Here is a 16,266-nt window from a genome sequence, read left to right on the forward strand (position 1 = left end):
CCTTAAGTTGGCTGGGCAGCGGCGATGCGTGAATTTTTGCGCTGACGGCGAACCATCTCGCCCGCCAGGGCCAGATAGGCCAGCGCGCCACGCGATTGCTTGTCGTAGGCCAGCGCCGGCATGCCGTAGCTCGGTGCTTCGGCCAGACGAATGTTGCGCGGGATCACCGTGTCGTAAAGCTGATCGCCGAAGTGTTCCTTGAGCTGGGCCGAAACGTCGTTCATCAGACTCAGGCGCGGGTCGTACATGGTCCGCAACAGGCCTTCGACTTTCAGGTTCGGGTTCAGCAGTTCAGCGATGCGCTTGATGTTATCCACAAGGTCGCTCAGACCTTCGAGCGCAAAATACTCGCACTGCATGGGGATAATGACCCCGTCAGCGGCGACCAGTGCGTTCAGTGTGAGCATCGACAGTGACGGCGGGCAGTCGATCAGAATGTAATCGTAGTTCTCGCGGATCGGCGCCAGCGCGCTGCGCAGACGGCTTTCCTTCATCTGCATTTCCAGCAGCACCACTTCGGCCGCCGTCAGGTCACGGTTGGCCGGCAGCAGTTGATAACCGCCATGTTCGGAGTAGTGCATCGCCTGGGCCAGATCGCATTCGCCGATCAGCAGGTCGTAGACCGAGTTTTCCAGGCCATGCTTATCCACACCGCTACCCATGGTGGCGTTGCCCTGTGGATCGAGATCGATCAACAGCACCCGGCGCTTGGTCGCGACCAGGGATGCTGCGAGGTTGATGCAGGTGGTGGTCTTGCCCACACCACCCTTCTGGTTCGCTATCGCGAATACCTTAGCCATTCTTGCTTGTGTTCCCAATCATGCCGTGCGGCGCAGTATCAGCAGATGGCGTTGGCCTTGGCAACCGGGTACGGCCAGGGCGTGTTCGCTATCGAGTTTGAAGTCTGCCGGCAATGCTACCAGCTCATCCGCCGGATGGACGCCCTTCATTGCCAGCCAGCGCGTATCGGCGTCGCCGAGGTGGCGAGTCCAGTTGGTGAAGTTCTCCATGCTGCTGAACGCCCGGGAAATGATCCCGTTGAACGGCTGTGCAGGCTGGAAGGCTTCGACGCGACTGTGGATAACTTGCAGGTTATCCAGTTTGAGTTCGAGTTTGACCTGGGTCAGGAAGCGGGTTTTCTTGCCGTTGCTGTCCAGACAGGTCACCTGCGAGTCCGGATACAGGATCGCCAGAGGGATCCCCGGCATTCCGCCGCCGCTGCCGACATCCAGCCAGCGCCCATTTTCGATGAACGACATCACGCTCAGGCTATCGAGCAAATGACGGGAAACCATTTCGTCCGGATCGCGAACGGCAGTCAGGTTGTAGGCCTGGTTCCATTTGATCAACAGGGCCAGATAACCCAGCAGCAGTTCGTGCTGGGTTTCAGTGAGATTGACACCGAGCTCGCGGGCTCCTGTGGATAACTCTTCGGCGTGTTGCGAAGTGACCTTAGAACTCAAGCGCTTTGCTCCAACTGACGGCCCGCGCCGCGTTTTTTCAAATGAATCATCAACAGCGAGATCGCTGCCGGGGTCACACCGGGGATCCGCGAAGCCTGGCCCAGCGTCTCGGGACGCGTGGCACCCAGCTTGCTCTGGATCTCCTTGGAGAGACCGGAAATGTTGGTGTAATCGATATCCACAGGCAGTTTCGTGTCTTCACTGGCACGCAGACGGGCGATTTCGTCCTGTTGGCGATCGATGTAACCGGCGTACTTGGTCTTGATCTCGACCTGTTCGGCGACCTGTGGATCTTCGGCGCCCTGCCCGGTCACTTCGACCAGACCAGCGTAGTCGATTTCCGGGCGGCTCAAGAGATTGAGCAAGTTGTATTCGTGAGTCAGCGGAGTGCCGAATTTGTCGGCAATCGCATCGCCCTGCGGGGTGCCCGGGCGAACCCAGGTGCTTTTCAGGCGTTGCTCTTCGATTTCGATGCTTTCGCGTTTCTTGCAGAACGCTGCCCAGCGCTCGTCATCGACCAGGCCCAGTTCGCGACCTTTTTCGGTCAGACGCAGGTCGGCGTTGTCCTCACGCAGGATCAGACGGTACTCGGCACGGGAAGTGAACATGCGGTACGGCTCTTGGGTACCGAGGGTGATCAGGTCGTCGACCAATACCCCAATGTAGGCTTCGTCGCGACGCGGGCACCAGGCCTCTTTGCCTTTCGCACGCAATGCAGCGTTGGCACCGGCGAGCAAACCCTGCGCACCGGCTTCTTCGTAACCGGTGGTGCCGTTGATCTGGCCAGCGAAGAACAGACCGCCGATCACCTTGGTTTCCAGGCTGTACTTCAGGTCGCGCGGATCGAAGTAGTCGTACTCGATCGCATAACCCGGACGCACGATGTGAGCGTTTTCCATGCCGCGGATCGATTGCACGATCTGCAATTGCACGTCGAACGGCAAGCTTGTGGATATCCCGTTCGGATACAGCTCATGGGTGGTCAGGCCTTCCGGCTCGATGAACACCTGATGGCTTTCCTTGTCGGCAAATCGGTGAATCTTGTCTTCGATCGACGGGCAATAACGCGGACCAATGCCTTCGATTTCGCCTGCAGCGGAATACATCGGCGAGCGATCGAGGTTCGCGGCAATGATTTCGTGGGTGCGGGCGTTGGTGTGGGTAATCCAGCAACTGACTTGCCGTGGATGCTGTTCCTTGTTGCCCATGAACGACATCACCGGGATCGGCGTATCACCTGGCTGCTCGGTCATCACCGAGAAATCCACAGACTTGCCGTCGATACGCGGTGGCGTACCGGTTTTCAGGCGACCGACACGCAGCGGCAGTTCACGCAGACGATGCGCCAGGGCGATCGACGGTGGATCACCGGCGCGACCGCCGGAAAAATTCTGCAAGCCGATGTGGATAAGTCCGCCGAGGAACGTACCAGTGGTCAACACCACGGAATCGGCGAAGAAACGCAGACCCATTTGCGTGACAACACCGCGTACCTGTTCCTGCTCGACGATCAGGTCGTCAGCGGCTTGTTGAAATATCCACAGGTTCGGCTGGTTTTCCAGTATTTCGCGGACAGCGGCTTTGTACAAAATCCGGTCGGCTTGCGCACGGGTTGCCCGTACGGCCGGGCCTTTGCGGCTGTTCAACACGCGAAACTGGATACCGCCCAGATCGGTGGCCATGGCCATCGCGCCGCCGAGGGCGTCGATTTCCTTGACCAGATGGCTTTTGCCAATGCCGCCGATGGCCGGGTTGCAACTCATGGCACCGAGGGTTTCCACGTTGTGCGTCAGCAGAAGGGTTTTTGCACCCATGCGTGCTGAGGCCAGTGCTGCCTCGGTACCGGCATGACCGCCGCCGATGACGATCACTTCAAAACGGGAAGGGAAATCCACCACGCACCTCGTGCCTGCTTAAGTAGGTAATTCAGGAATAGTTTGAGATCAGGTTTCTGGACCTGGTCGGCAAGTATAGGGACTTCGCCCTTCCTAAAGAACCCTTTGCACAAAATTTAACCAGCTGTGGAGAACTTGCGGTTAAAAGAATAAAAAAGAGAGAAATTTATAAAACCTTTGTTTTAAAGCTTATTCTTACTGCCCATGATATCTGTGGATAGATTTCTACAGGCCTTTATTTTCAATGTGTACAGAGATTCAAAACCCTGTGGCCATGTCGCCATGAGGCCCTTGGATAACCGGTGTAAGCCTGTGGATGAATGGGGTGGTTATCCACAGAGGCAGTTATGTTCAGCTTTCAGGTCCTGTTATCAACTGCCCTCAGTGGCAGTTATTCACAGGGCTTAATCCACAGAAAATCGACGAAACGGCTTTTCCAGGGCGCCATAAAAGCGCCTGTCCGGGGGCAGGTGACGGTGGAAAAGCTGATGGAGGGAAGTGACAGGGCTATTGTGAGAGAACGTAACAGAGGCTAATAATAGCCATTATCATTAACTCGCCAGTTGCTCCCATGTCCCTACCCGCCCATAACGCTGCGATCGAGCAAATCTACGAGCAACACCATTCGTGGCTATATGGTTGGCTGAAGGGAAAATTGCATGACGCCTGCGATGCGGCCGATGTCGCGCATGACACGTTTGTGCGGATCCTGGCCGCCCGCAATGCGGCTCAGATTCGCGAACCTCGGGATTATCTGGCCACCGTTGCACGCGGCCTGGTCATTGATCGGTATAGAAGACGCGCGATCGAGGCCGCGTATTTGCAGACCCTCGCCGCCAGATCTGAAGCCACGGCCATCAGCGAAGAAGACAAGGCGCTGATCATCGAAACCCTGGTTGCTGTGGATAAAGCCTTGGCCGGTCTTGGCGCACGAACCCAGCGGATCTTCATGCTTTCGCAGATCGATGGGCTGACTTATCAACAGATCGCCGTGCAGTTGAAGGTGTCGCTGACAACAGTGAAGAAGCACATGATCCGCGCTTTGACGGAATGTGCCCTGATCATGGCGCAGCGTTGATGGCCATCGCACCCAGCCGCAAGATTTTCGAAACCGCCGCCAGTTGGTACGTGCAGTTTCAAGCCGACCCGCCGACCCTCACCGAACAGAAAGCCTGGCAACTGTGGATAGATAGTGATCCAGCGCATCTGGCGGCGTGGAATCAGATGGAACAACTACAGCGTCACCTCGGCACCCTGCCGCAGGATTTGAAACGTCGTGCGCTGAATACCGGCCAGCAACGACGCCAGGTACTGAAGTTGTTGTTGCTCGCCGCAGGAACTGGTTTCGTTGGCTGGAATGTTCAGCAGCGTACCTCCCTTGGCGATGTCTGGGCCGACTATAAAACCGGCGTCGGTCAGCGCCGCAACATTACATTGGCCGATGGCAGCCAGATTCAGCTCAATACCGGTACAGCGATTGATGTGTCTTTTGACGCAGCCCAGCGACTGATCCGTTTACGCTCTGGAGAGATCCTGATTCAAACCGGCAAGCTCGGTGATCAACGGCCTTTTTTCGTCGAAACCCGCAATGGCCGGATTCAAGCGCTGGGTACCCGATTCTCTGTACATCAGTTGTCGGTTTCTACCCGTGTGGGTGTGCTGGAAGACCGGGTCAGCGTCCAGCCCGCCGACCTGTCGACAACCGCAATCATCCTGAAGGCGGGCGAAGGCGCCGACTTCGATGGTCGGCACATCGGGTTGATTCATCCTTTCAAATCCTCGGAAGTAGCGTGGACCAACGGTCAGTTGATTGTGCTCAATGCCCGGTTGGGCGAGGTGATCGACGAGTTGGGGCGCTATCGCAGCGGTGTTTTGCATTGCGATACCCGCGCACGGGATCTTCGGGTTTCCGGCACCTTTCGTCTCGACTCCACCGACGCAGTGCTGGCCAATCTTCAGGCGTCCCTGCCGATAAAGGTCCGCTACTTCACCCGTTACTGGGTTTCGATCAGTCACGACGCCTGAGCGAAAAAATACCTGGGGAAAAATAATTGAACACAAGGGTTATCTTTTTTTGCCCTGACCCGGCCCTACAGGTAATCGCGATAAACGCGGCTCTTTGCCACTTTCAGGGCTTATCCACACATGCGTCTTCCCACGTTCCGTCAGCGTTTTTCCCACCACTGCATTGCCTACAGCTTACTGATCACCAGTGCTGCGTCCTGCCTGGTCATCACCGATGACGCCTTCGCTGCGACAGCAGCTCAGCGGTACGCCATTGCTGCGGGACCGCTCGATACCGCCCTGAGCCAGTTCGCCTCTGCCGCGAATGTGATTCTGTCGTTCTCGCCGCAACAGACCAGCCGTTTGCGCAGCGCCGGGCTGAACGGCAACTTCAGCGTGGAACAAGGGTTTGCCCAACTGCTGCAGGGGTCGGGATTGCAAGCCGTGCCACAGGCGCCGGGCAGCTACATTCTGCAGGCACTGCCAAACGGCGATTCGCTGGAGCTGGCACCGACCAATATTAATGGTCAGCTGGCCAACCCGATGAACCTGGATTACGCCGACGACGTCGGTTACAAGGCGCAGAACAGTCGGGTCGGTACGAAAACCAGTACGCCGTTGTCGCAAACACCACGTTCCGTGTCAGTCGTAACCGCCCAACGCATGAAGGATCAGAAATCTCAGACACTCACCGAAGTACTTGGCTACGTACCGGGGATCTTTGCGCCACCGTTTGCCGCCGGCGACAGTCTGGCGGGGGATCTGTTCTACATTCGCGGTTTCAACGCCACCGATTACGGCTACGGTCTGTTGCATGATGGACTACGCGTACAGGGCAACCGGTATGACACCAGCACCGAGCCTTATGGCCTTGAGCGAGTGGAGATCTTCCGAGGTCCTTCTTCGCTGCTTTATGGGGAGAACGCACCGGGCGGGCTGGTGAATCTGGTGAGCAAACGTCCAACCGCTTTACCCCAGGGGGAAGTGCAACTGGGCTATGGCTCGAACAATCGCCGGCAGGTCGGCGTCGATGTCTCCGGTCCGCTCAACGACAGCGGCAACATTCTCGGGCGGGTGGTGATGCTCGGACGTAAATCGGACACCCAGACCGATCATGTCCCCGATGACCGGATTTACATCGCGCCATCCCTGACCCTGAATTTTGACGACTTCAACACCCTGACCCTGCTGGCCAACTACCAGAAGGATCACACCAACATGGAACTTGGCCTGCCGGCCGCCGGGACTCTGCTGACAAACCCTAACGGCAAGTTATCCAAAGGCACCATGCTCGGTGACCCGGACTGGAACACGTTCGAAAGGGAAACGTGGAGCACTGGCTATGAATTCAGCCACTCGTTCAACGATGACTGGCAGTTCCGTCAGAACTCTCGCTACATGCAGTCGCGCATCACCCGACATGAGACCTGGCCGGGCAACCTTAACAACGCCGGGTTCGGCACGCGTCTGAACATGACCGCCTACGATCGCTTCAATAAGTCGATGGTGTACTCGCTGGATAACCAACTGGAGGGCAAATTCCAGGTCGGTGGCCTGGAGAATACGGTGCTGGTCGGCGCCAGCTATGATCGTACCTCCTTCAATCAGGACTGGAATGCAGGGCTGGTCGGGTCGATTGATGTGTATAACCCCGTCTACCTGCGCGATCCGACCACGCCGATCGCGGTGCAAAACACCTTGCTCGAACAACAGATGAAAGGTGTTTATGCACAGATCCAGAGCAAATACGACCGCTGGCTGTTCCTGCTCGGTGGTCGTCAGGACTGGGTCGACAGTGGTTTCCGCGACAAGGTGGCCCGCTCCAGCGACATCAGTTCCGAGGACAAGAAGTTCACCTATCAGGGCGGAGTGATGTACCAGTTCGACAACGGTATGACGCCGTATGTCAGCTATTCCACCTCGTTCGTGCCAGTGCAACAGATCTCCAACGCCGGCGCGCCTCTCGATCCGATCACCAGCAGCCAGTACGAAGTGGGTCTCAAGTACGAACCGATCGGCTGGGACACCGCATTCACGGCGTCGGTGTATGACCTGCGCAAAAAGGACGACACCTACTTCGATGCCACGACGTCGAGTTACCGTCAGGTGGGCGAAAGCCGTTCCAAAGGTGTAGAACTTGAACTCAACAGCAATCTGACACAGAACCTGAATCTCACTGCGGCCTACACCTATACCGACGCCCGAATCACCAAAGACGCGACGACATCATTGGTCAAAGGCCACCAGATGACGGGCGTGCCGCGTAATCAGGCCTCGGTTTGGGCCAAATACCGCTTCCTTGATGGCGATCTGAAAGGATTGTACGTAGGGGGTGGTGTGCGTTACTTCGACAGTGCGTTCGCCTACACCTCGCCTTCGCTATACGGAAAGCTGGACGCCGGCGATGTGACGTTGGTGGATGCGGCGATCGGTTATCAGATCGACACGCACTGGAGCGTCGACCTGAACGCGAAGAACCTGTTCGACAAGGAATATGTGTCTGGATGCAACGATGCCGGCCGCTGCTACTGGGGCGAGGACCGCACCTTGCTCGGTACGGTTTCTTATAACTGGTAAGACAAAAAAGGGGCTGTGGATAAAATGTCCACAGCCCATTTTGTCATTTGCCGATACAGAAGCTGGAAAAGATCCTTCCCAGCAGATCATCGGAACTGAAGGCCCCGGTGATTTCACCCAGAGAATGCTGGGCCTGACGCAAATCCTCAGCGAGCAATTCGCCAGCGCCCGCCAGCGTCAGCTGGGCGCGACCGTGTTCCAACGCCGCACTGGCGTGACGCAAGGCCTCCAGATGCCGGCGCCGCGCACTGAAGCTGCTTTCCGAGGTTTGCTCGTAACCCATACAGGCCTTGAGGTGATCACGCAGCAGATCCAGCCCCTCTCCCGCAGATTTGGCGCTCAGGCTGATCGTCACATGGCCATCGTCACTGACTTCCAGGGCAATGGCTTCGCCAGTCAGATCGGCTTTGTTCCGGATCAATGTGACCTTCGCCGGATCCGGCCGGGTTTCGAGGAATTCCGGCCACAGGGCGAACGGATCGGCGGCCTCTGGCGCAGTGGCGTCGACTACCAGCAGCACTCGGTCAGCCTCGCCAATGGCTTTCAATGCTCGTTCAACGCCGATCTTTTCCACATGGTCATCGGTATCGCGCAGACCGGCGGTGTCCACAACGTGCAGCGGCATGCCGTCAATGTGGATATGTTCGCGCAGGATATCCCGGGTGGTGCCGGCGATTTCGGTCACGATGGCGGCTTCACGACCGGCCAGAGCGTTGAGCAGGCTGGATTTGCCGGCATTCGGACGACCGGCGATCACCACGGTCATGCCGTCCCGCAGCAACGCGCCCTGCCCGGCTTCACGCAATACGGTGGATAACTCGTCGCGCACCTTGTCGAGCATGCTCAGGACATGGCCATCGGCAAGGAAGTCGATTTCTTCTTCCGGAAAGTCGATGGCCGCTTCGACATAGATCCGCAGACCGATCAGCTGTTCGGTGAGGTTATGCACACGTTGGGAAAATGCCCCCTGCAGAGAGCGCAGGGCATTGCGCGCAGCCTGTGCAGAACTGGCTTCGATCAGGTCGGCGATCGCCTCGGCCTGAGCCAGGTCGAGTTTGTCATTGAGGAATGCTCTTTCGCTGAACTCTCCAGGACGGGCCAGACGGCAGCCCAGTTCCAGGCAACGCTTGAGCAGCATGTCCAGAACGATCGGGCCGCCGTGGCCCTGCAGTTCCAGTACGTCCTCGCCGGTGAACGAGTTCGGCCCGGGGAAATACAGCGCCAGACCTTCATCCAGCACCTGTTGATCGTCAGTTAAGAACGGGCCGTAGTGGGCAAATCGTGGTTTCAGTTCACGGCCGCTGATGGCTTTGGCAGCAACGCTGGCCAGCGGCCCGGAAATTCGAACGATGCCCACACCACCACGGCCTTGGGCGGTGGCGACAGCTGCGATGGTTTCACGAGGTGCGCTCATAAACCGGTATCCAGACAAAAATGGCAGATAGCAAAACGCCCCACTAGGGGGCGTTTTGAGTGGTGTTATCCACAGAGTAAGTTACGCCTCGGCTTTTTTCGTCGCCGCTTCGATCTTACGCGTGATGTACCACTGTTGGGCAATCGACAGGCAGTTGTTCACAACCCAGTACAGCACCAGACCTGCCGGGAACCACAGGAAGAAGAAGGTGAAGATGATCGGCATCATTTTCATCACCTTGGCCTGCATCGGATCCGGAGGTGTTGGGTTCAGACGCTGCTGGATGAACATGGTCGCGCCCATGATGATCGGCAGGATGAAGAACGGATCCTTGATCGACAGGTCGGTAATCCACAGCATGAATGGCGCCTGGCGCATTTCCACGCTTTCCAGCAGAACCCAGTACAGGGAAAGGAAAACCGGCATCTGCACCAGGATCGGCAAGCAGCCACCCAGCGGATTGATCTTCTCTTTCTTGTACAGCTCCATCATGGCTTGCGACATTTTCTGCCGGTCATCGCCATGTTGCTCTTTCAGTGCAGCCAGTTTCGGAGCCACGGCGCGCATGCGGGCCATCGACTTGTAGCTGGCGGCCGACAGAGGGAAGAAGATCCCTTTGATCAGCATGGTCAGGAAGATGATCGACCAGCCCCAGTTGCCGACGATGCTGTGGATATGTTGCAGCAGCCAGAAGATTGGCTGAGCAATGAACCACAGAATGCCGTAGTCGACAGTCAGTTCCAGACCTGGGGACAACTCTTTCAGCACCGCCTGGCTTTTCGGACCGGCGTAAAGAACAGCGCTGGTCTCGACTTTCGCACCCGGTGCAGCGGTCAACGAAGGACCGGTGTAACCGATGATGTAGTTGCCTTTGCTGTCTTTACGGGTCTGGACGATGTTGTTTTCGCCCTTCGGAGCAACCCATGCAGTCACGAAGTAGTGTTGCAGCCAGGCTACCCAGCCACCGGTGACGGTTTCCTTGAGCTGAGCTTTGTCCATGTCCTTCATGGACACTTTCTTGTACGGCTCGGAACTTGTCCACAGGGCGGCGCCCAGATAAGTCGCGGTACCGGTAGCAGTGGTCGACGAAGGATCGGCGCTGGCGTCGCGTTTCAGCTGGGCGAACATCGAACCGGACCAGGGCTGAGCGCTCTGGTTGTCGATCAGATAGGTCACGGTCACGTCATACAGGCCACGTTTCAGAGTGAAACGCTTGATGTAATTGACGCCGTCCTTGCTGAATTTCAGGTCGACGACCAGTTGGTCCTGACCGTCAGCCAGTTGATAAGTCTTCTTCTCCGAAGAGTAGATCGGGCGGCCGGCCGGGTTTGCATCCGGACCATTGGTGCCAATCAGACCGCTCTGTGCCAGATAGGTACGTTCGCCACCGTTGTCGAACAGCTGGAACGGAACGTCCGGACGATCCTGACGACGTGGATACAGCGGCAAGGTCAGCTGGGCAACATCACCACCTTGTGGATCGATCGACAGATCGAGCACGTCGGTTTTGATCTGGATCAGATCCTTGCTGGCGGCGACCGGCGTTTCGGCAGGTGCGCTGGTATCGCTTGCGGCGCGCGGAATATCGTCACTGGCGGCAGCGTTATTGCCAGTGGCGGTGTCCGGCAAACCGGATGTAGTCGTACTGGAAGCAACATTCTGAGTCGGCAGGGCAGCCTGGCCATAGTCCTGGTTCCATTTAAGGACCATGACATAGGACACGATTGCCAGGGCGACGATCAGGATCGTGCGTTTGATATCCATGATTACTCGGCCATCGAAGAAGAACGGGAGGTAGGGATAGGTGGAACCGGGTCATAACCACCGGGATTCCACGGATGACAGCGACCTAAACGACGAAAGGTCAGCCAGCCACCGCGCAGAAGGCCATGATTTTCGATGGCTTCATACGCGTAGCAAGAACAACTGGGGTAGAAACGACAGTGACTGGCCATCAGGGGACTAATGGCGTAGCGATAAAACTGGATCGGAACGAGTGCCAGTTTACGCATCTGGACTGTCTACCCCTACAGTTTCGGTTTTGACTGCTGGTACCGGCTTGTTGCGTGCCAGACGTTTCCAGAGTTTGCCGAAATGCTGAATCAATTCGGGGTTTTCTACGTCACCCAAACCTTTGCGCGCGACGATAACGATGTCCCAGCCGACCAGTGAATCCTGGTGCAGGCGAAACGATTCGCGCATCAGACGTTTGAGGCGATTGCGCTCGACGGAGAGCTTGACGCTCTTTTTCCCGATAACCAGCCCGAGACGGGGGTGATCGAGATCGTTGTTGCGCGCAAGGAGCAGGAGATTTTTCCCCGGAACCTTGCCGGTAGGGGAGTCAAAGACTGCCTTGAAATGCCGGGGTGTAAGCAGACGCTTTTCCCGACTGAAGTCCTGACTCACCTCCAGTGCCGGATTATCAAACTGCCAGACGTGCGCGGCCTTTGGCGCGACGACGCGACAGTACGGCACGACCGTTCTTGGTAGCCATGCGAGCACGGAAACCGTGGGTACGAGCGCGTTTGATAGTGCTTGGTTGGAAAGTACGTTTCATGTCGTGTTACCTGGTTCGTCCACAACGGGCCGGAATGGCCCCCGTTTTAAGAGACCGGGGATTCTAGAGAAAGCAAGCCAATAGGTCAATTTCCAACCAACGTTTACTTATAAATAGATCTTCAGAGCGTCCAGGACCTGATTACCCGTTTGCCAGAAATAAAAATAAAGAAGGGAATTATTTAAAGCTTTTCTGTAAAGCTTGTAAAAGCTAGGACCACCGTCTTCTGTGGATAAGTAGCTCAAGGCCTTGTTTCAAGCGATGTACAGAGAATGACAACTACAGTGGAAAACCGTGTTCAGCCTGTGCTGCGCTGTCGGATAACCTGTGTGTGGAATGGGTTGTTATCCACAGGCTGGTTATCCACCGAGTTTCGCCCCTAGTTGTCCAGTGTGCTCAGATAGGGTTATCCACAAAGCTTATGCACACACCGTCGGTCGCCTTTTTCTCTTTTAACGCATTGATAAATCATGTCCACCGGGCAACCTGCATGTGGATAAGTGGACGACTGGCCGCTACAATGGCCGCTTGTTTTTGCCTCACCGGCTTTCAACTTAGGGGATATCCGTGTCAGTGGAACTTTGGCAGCAGTGCGTGGAGCTTTTGCGCGAAGAGCTGCCTGCCCAACAATTCAACACCTGGATCCGTCCACTACAGGTCGAAGCCGAAGGCGACGAGTTGCGCGTCTACGCACCGAACCGTTTTGTTCTGGACTGGGTCAACGAAAAGTACCTGGGGCGCGTCCTTGAACTGCTGGATGAGCATGGCAACGGTCTGGCACCGTCGCTCTCCTTATTAATAGGCAGCAAACGCAGTTCAGCGCCGCGTGCCGCACCGAATGCGCCATTGGCTGCTGCGCAAGTGTCCCAGGCTCAGGCCAATGCCGCGCCGGCCAGCGTTCCAGCGCCAGCTCCCACGCCTGCACCGACCAAGCGCTCGACGCAGAAAACCGAAGAAATCAGTGAAGAGCCGTCCCGCGACAGCTTCGATCCGATGGCCGGTGCCGCTTCGCAACAGGCCCCGGTTCGTGCCGAACAGCGCACTGTGCAGGTCGAAGGCGCGCTCAAGCACACCAGCTACCTGAACCGCACTTTCACCTTCGAGAACTTCGTCGAAGGTAAATCCAACCAGCTCGCCCGAGCAGCGGCCTGGCAAGTGGCAGACAACCCGAAGCACGGCTACAACCCGCTCTTCCTTTATGGGGGCGTGGGTCTGGGTAAGACGCACTTGATGCACGCGGTGGGTAACCATCTATTAAAGAAGAACCCGAATGCCAAGGTCGTGTACCTGCATTCCGAGCGTTTCGTGGCCGACATGGTCAAGGCGCTGCAACTGAACGCGATCAACGAGTTCAAGCGTTTCTACCGTTCGGTGGACGCCCTGCTGATCGACGACATTCAGTTCTTCGCCCGCAAGGAACGTTCCCAGGAAGAGTTTTTCCACACCTTCAACGCCCTGCTTGAAGGTGGCCAGCAGGTCATCCTCACCAGTGACCGCTACCCGAAAGAAATCGAAGGCCTTGAAGAGCGCCTTAAATCCCGCTTCGGCTGGGGCCTGACGGTTGCCGTCGAGCCGCCGGAGCTGGAAACCCGCGTAGCGATCTTGATGAAGAAGGCCGACCAGGCCAAAGTCGAGTTGCCACACGATGCGGCGTTCTTCATTGCCCAGCGCATTCGCTCCAACGTCCGTGAGCTGGAAGGCGCGCTGAAACGCGTGATCGCCCACTCGCACTTCATGGGCCGCGACATCACCATCGAGTTGATTCGCGAATCCCTGAAAGACCTGTTGGCGTTGCAGGACAAACTGGTCTCTGTGGATAACATTCAGCGCACCGTCGCCGAGTACTACAAGATCAAGATCTCCGACTTGCTGTCCAAACGCCGCTCGCGTTCGGTCGCTCGTCCGCGTCAGGTCGCCATGGCATTGTCCAAGGAACTGACCAACCACAGCTTGCCGGAAATCGGCGATGTGTTTGGCGGTCGCGACCACACGACCGTGTTGCACGCCTGCCGCAAGATCAATGAACTTAAGGAATCCGACGCGGACATCCGCGAGGACTACAAGAACCTGCTGCGTACACTGACCACTTGATGAACACCAGCGCAGCTTATTAAGGCAAGGGACTAGACCATGCATTTCACCATTCAACGCGAAGCCCTGTTGAAACCCCTGCAACTGGTCGCAGGCGTCGTCGAGCGCCGACAGACCTTGCCGGTACTGTCCAACGTGCTGCTGGTTGTCGATGGCCAGCAACTGTCGCTGACCGGTACCGACCTGGAAGTCGAGCTGGTCGGTCGCGTGCAACTCGAGGAGCCGGCTGAAACAGGTTCCATCACCGTGCCGGCGCGCAAGCTGATGGACATCTGCAAGAGCCTGCCGAACGATGCGCTGATCGACATCAAGGTCGACGAGCAGAAGCTGGTGGTGAAAGCCGGCCGTAGCCGTTTCACCCTGTCGACCCTGCCGGCCAACGATTTCCCGACTGTGGAAGAAGGCCCGGGTTCGCTGACCACCAGCCTGGAACAGAGCAAGCTGCGTCGCCTGATCGAACGCACCAGTTTCGCCATGGCTCAACAGGACGTGCGTTACTACCTCAACGGTATGTTGCTGGAAGTGTCGACCGGTGTGATCCGTGCCGTGGCCACCGACGGTCACCGTCTGGCCATGTGCTCGATGCAAGCCGACATCGGTCAGCAGGATCGCCATCAGGTGATTGTGCCGCGTAAAGGTATTCTCGAACTGGCACGTCTGCTCACCGAGCCGGATGGCAATGTCAGCATCGTGCTGGGCCAGCACCACATCCGCGCGACCACCGGCGAGTTCACCTTCACCTCGAAGCTGGTCGACGGCAAGTTCCCGGACTACGAGCGTGTTCTGCCGAAAGGCGGCGACAAATTGGTACTGGGCGATCGTCAGGCGCTGCGTGAAGCGTTCAGCCGTACCGCGATTCTGTCCAACGAGAAGTACCGCGGTATCCGTCTGCAACTGGCCAGCGGTCAGTTGAAGATCCAGGCCAACAACCCGGAGCAGGAAGAAGCGGAAGAAGAAGTAGGCGTGGAATACAACGGCGGCTCCCTGGAAATCGGCTTCAACGTCAGCTATCTGCTCGACGTGCTGGGCGTGATGACCACCGAGCAGGTTCGTCTGATCCTGTCCGACTCCAACAGCAGTGCGCTGGTGCAGGAGTCCGACAACGACGATTCGGCTTACGTTGTCATGCCGATGCGTCTGTAATCAGCTGACTCTGGATGTCGCTAAGTCGCGTCTCGGTCACCGCGGTGCGCAATCTGCACCCGGTGACCTTCTCCCCCTCTCCCCGAATCAACATTCTTTACGGCGCCAACGGCAGCGGCAAAACCAGTGTTCTGGAAGCCATTCACCTGCTGGGGCTTGCCCGTTCGTTTCGTAGCACGCGGCTGTTGCCGGTCATCCAGTACGAACAACTCGCCTGCACCGTATTCGGTCAGGTTGAACTTGCCGAGGGTGGCCATAGTGCATTGGGGATATCTCGCGATCGTCAGGGCGAGTTCCAGATTCGCATTGACGGTCAGAATGCCCGCAGTGCGGCACAACTGGCGGAGATCCTGCCGCTGCAGTTGATCAACCCCGACAGCTTCCGCCTGCTGGAAGGCGCGCCGAAGATTCGCCGGCAGTTTCTCGACTGGGGCGTGTTCCACGTCGAACCGCGGTTCATGGCCACTTGGCAGCGTTTGCAGAAGGCCTTGCGCCAGAGAAACTCCTGGCTGCGGCATGGTACACTTGACGCCGTTTCGCAAGCGGTTTGGGACAGGGAACTGTGTCAGGCCAGCGCTGAAATCGATGAATACCGCCGCGCTTACATCAAAGCCTTGAAACCAGTCTTTGAACAAACCTTGAGCGAACTGGTTGAGCTCGAAGGTTTGACGCTCAGCTATTACCGAGGCTGGGACAAAGACCGGGAATTGAGCGCTGTACTCGCTGGATCCTTGCAACGGGACCAGCAGATGGGTCACACCCAGGCTGGGCCACAACGGGCTGACTTGCGTCTTAGGTTGGGCGCACACAACGCCGCGGACATCTTGTCCCGGGGTCAGCAGAAGTTGGTGGTCTGTGCCTTGCGGATTGCCCAGGGGCATCTGGTGAGCCAGGCCCGACGCGGCCAGTGTATTTATCTGGTGGATGACTTGCCGTCCGAGCTGGACGAGAGCCACCGTCGCGCGCTGTGCCGCTTGCTGGAAGACTTACGCTGCCAGGTTTTTATCACCTGTGTAGATCACGAATTATTGAGGGAAGGCTGGCAGACGGAAACGCCAGTCGCTCTGTTCCACGTGGAACAGGGCCGTATCACCCAGACCCACGACCATCGGGAGTGAAGGC

General features: G+C 57.4%; 14 protein-coding genes. 6 read left to right on the plus strand and 8 right to left on the minus strand.

Annotated elements, in window-relative coordinates; all coding sequences use genetic code 11:
* Positions 1-2: 2 nt before the first annotated feature.
* Genes ACKUG4_RS12640 through mnmG form a run of 3 tightly spaced genes read right to left on the minus strand, consistent with a single transcriptional unit; the run spans position 3 to position 3,358 of the window.
* Complete coding sequence (locus tag ACKUG4_RS12640; protein WP_007954142.1) at positions 3-800, minus strand: ParA family protein; 798 nt, start codon at positions 798-800, stop codon at positions 3-5.
* Positions 801-818: 18 nt separating this feature from the next.
* Positions 819-1,463 carry a 16S rRNA (guanine(527)-N(7))-methyltransferase RsmG gene (gene rsmG, locus ACKUG4_RS12645; protein ID WP_007911906.1) on the minus strand — a complete coding sequence of 215 codons (645 nt, stop codon included), beginning with the start codon at positions 1,461-1,463 and terminating at the stop codon, positions 819-821.
* Positions 1,460-3,358, minus strand: coding sequence for a tRNA uridine-5-carboxymethylaminomethyl(34) synthesis enzyme MnmG (mnmG, locus tag ACKUG4_RS12650; RefSeq protein WP_445434121.1), 1,899 nt, complete (start codon positions 3,356-3,358; stop codon positions 1,460-1,462). The genes rsmG and mnmG overlap by 4 nt, the downstream gene beginning before the upstream one ends.
* Positions 3,359-3,929: 571 nt before the next feature.
* On the opposite strand from mnmG, the gene ACKUG4_RS12655 reads away from it, so the two are divergent.
* The 3 genes from ACKUG4_RS12655 to ACKUG4_RS12665 all read left to right on the plus strand — a co-directional run bounded on the left by ACKUG4_RS12655 (position 3,930) and on the right by ACKUG4_RS12665 (position 7,939).
* Positions 3,930-4,436 carry a sigma-70 family RNA polymerase sigma factor gene (locus tag ACKUG4_RS12655; RefSeq protein ID WP_064600636.1) on the plus strand — a complete coding sequence of 169 codons (507 nt, stop codon included), beginning with the start codon at positions 3,930-3,932 and terminating at the stop codon, positions 4,434-4,436.
* Positions 4,436-5,383, plus strand: coding sequence for a FecR domain-containing protein (locus tag ACKUG4_RS12660; protein ID WP_064600638.1), 948 nt, complete (start codon positions 4,436-4,438; stop codon positions 5,381-5,383). Before ACKUG4_RS12655 ends, ACKUG4_RS12660 begins: the two co-directional genes overlap by 1 nt.
* 120 nt (positions 5,384-5,503) lie before the next feature.
* Complete coding sequence (locus ACKUG4_RS12665; RefSeq protein WP_445434122.1) at positions 5,504-7,939, plus strand: TonB-dependent siderophore receptor; 2,436 nt, start codon at positions 5,504-5,506, stop codon at positions 7,937-7,939.
* A gap of 43 nt (positions 7,940-7,982) precedes the next feature.
* On the opposite strand, the gene mnmE is transcribed toward ACKUG4_RS12665, so the two are convergent.
* The 5 genes from mnmE to rpmH all read right to left on the minus strand — a co-directional run bounded on the left by mnmE (position 7,983) and on the right by rpmH (position 11,910).
* Positions 7,983-9,353 (minus strand): tRNA uridine-5-carboxymethylaminomethyl(34) synthesis GTPase MnmE, encoded by a 1,371-nt coding sequence (mnmE, locus tag ACKUG4_RS12670; RefSeq protein WP_064600643.1) that lies wholly within the window; start codon positions 9,351-9,353, stop codon positions 7,983-7,985.
* A gap of 81 nt (positions 9,354-9,434) precedes the next feature.
* Positions 9,435-11,117: a membrane protein insertase YidC gene (yidC, locus tag ACKUG4_RS12675; protein WP_197868967.1), complete on the minus strand. Its 1,683-nt coding sequence runs from the start codon at positions 11,115-11,117 to the stop codon at positions 9,435-9,437.
* Between the two features lie 2 nt (positions 11,118-11,119).
* Positions 11,120-11,365, minus strand: coding sequence for a membrane protein insertion efficiency factor YidD (gene yidD, locus ACKUG4_RS12680; RefSeq protein ID WP_010465488.1), 246 nt, complete (start codon positions 11,363-11,365; stop codon positions 11,120-11,122).
* The gene (gene rnpA / locus ACKUG4_RS12685) at positions 11,358-11,759 is read right to left on the minus strand and encodes a ribonuclease P protein component (protein WP_011336726.1); all 402 of its coding nucleotides are present in this window, start codon (positions 11,757-11,759) and stop codon (positions 11,358-11,360) included. Before rnpA ends, yidD begins: the two co-directional genes overlap by 8 nt.
* Before the next feature lie 16 nt (positions 11,760-11,775).
* Positions 11,776-11,910, minus strand: a complete 135-nt coding sequence (gene rpmH / locus ACKUG4_RS12690; protein WP_003213577.1) for a 50S ribosomal protein L34 — start codon at positions 11,908-11,910, stop codon at positions 11,776-11,778.
* A gap of 567 nt (positions 11,911-12,477) precedes the next feature.
* Between rpmH and dnaA the strand changes: the two genes are divergently transcribed.
* The 3 genes from dnaA to recF are packed head-to-tail and all read left to right on the plus strand — an operon-like array spanning position 12,478 to position 16,262.
* Positions 12,478-14,001: a chromosomal replication initiator protein DnaA gene (gene dnaA / locus ACKUG4_RS12695; protein WP_085647154.1), complete on the plus strand. Its 1,524-nt coding sequence runs from the start codon at positions 12,478-12,480 to the stop codon at positions 13,999-14,001.
* 39 nt (positions 14,002-14,040) lie between these two features.
* Positions 14,041-15,144 (plus strand): DNA polymerase III subunit beta, encoded by a 1,104-nt coding sequence (dnaN, locus tag ACKUG4_RS12700; protein WP_011331733.1) that lies wholly within the window; start codon positions 14,041-14,043, stop codon positions 15,142-15,144.
* A 14-nt stretch (positions 15,145-15,158) separates the two neighbouring features.
* On the plus strand, positions 15,159-16,262 hold the full coding sequence (gene recF / locus ACKUG4_RS12705; protein ID WP_007911886.1) for a DNA replication/repair protein RecF: 1,104 nt from the start codon (positions 15,159-15,161) through the stop codon (positions 16,260-16,262).
* The last annotated feature ends 4 nt before the right edge of the window (positions 16,263-16,266 follow it).

It is taken from the genome of Candidatus Pseudomonas auctus (genome assembly GCF_048654275.1).
Classification (GTDB): domain Bacteria; phylum Pseudomonadota; class Gammaproteobacteria; order Pseudomonadales; family Pseudomonadaceae; genus Aquipseudomonas; species Aquipseudomonas pharyngis.

Coding starts and splice junctions, on each gene's coding strand:
- ACKUG4_RS12640 (WP_007954142.1), bottom strand. CDS start 800: ATGGCTAAGGTATTCGCGATAGCGAACCAGAAGGGTGGTGTGGGCAAG.
- ACKUG4_RS12655 (WP_064600636.1), top strand. CDS start 3,930: ATGTCCCTACCCGCCCATAACGCTGCGATCGAGCAAATCTACGAGCAA.
- ACKUG4_RS12660 (WP_064600638.1), top strand. CDS start 4,436: ATGGCCATCGCACCCAGCCGCAAGATTTTCGAAACCGCCGCCAGTTGG.
- ACKUG4_RS12665 (WP_445434122.1), top strand. CDS start 5,504: ATGCGTCTTCCCACGTTCCGTCAGCGTTTTTCCCACCACTGCATTGCC.
- mnmE (WP_064600643.1), bottom strand. CDS start 9,353: ATGAGCGCACCTCGTGAAACCATCGCAGCTGTCGCCACCGCCCAAGGC.
- yidC (WP_197868967.1), bottom strand. CDS start 11,117: ATGGATATCAAACGCACGATCCTGATCGTCGCCCTGGCAATCGTGTCC.
- yidD (WP_010465488.1), bottom strand. CDS start 11,365: ATGCGTAAACTGGCACTCGTTCCGATCCAGTTTTATCGCTACGCCATT.
- rpmH (WP_003213577.1), bottom strand. CDS start 11,910: ATGAAACGTACTTTCCAACCAAGCACTATCAAACGCGCTCGTACCCAC.
- dnaN (WP_011331733.1), top strand. CDS start 14,041: ATGCATTTCACCATTCAACGCGAAGCCCTGTTGAAACCCCTGCAACTG.
- recF (WP_007911886.1), top strand. CDS start 15,159: ATGTCGCTAAGTCGCGTCTCGGTCACCGCGGTGCGCAATCTGCACCCG.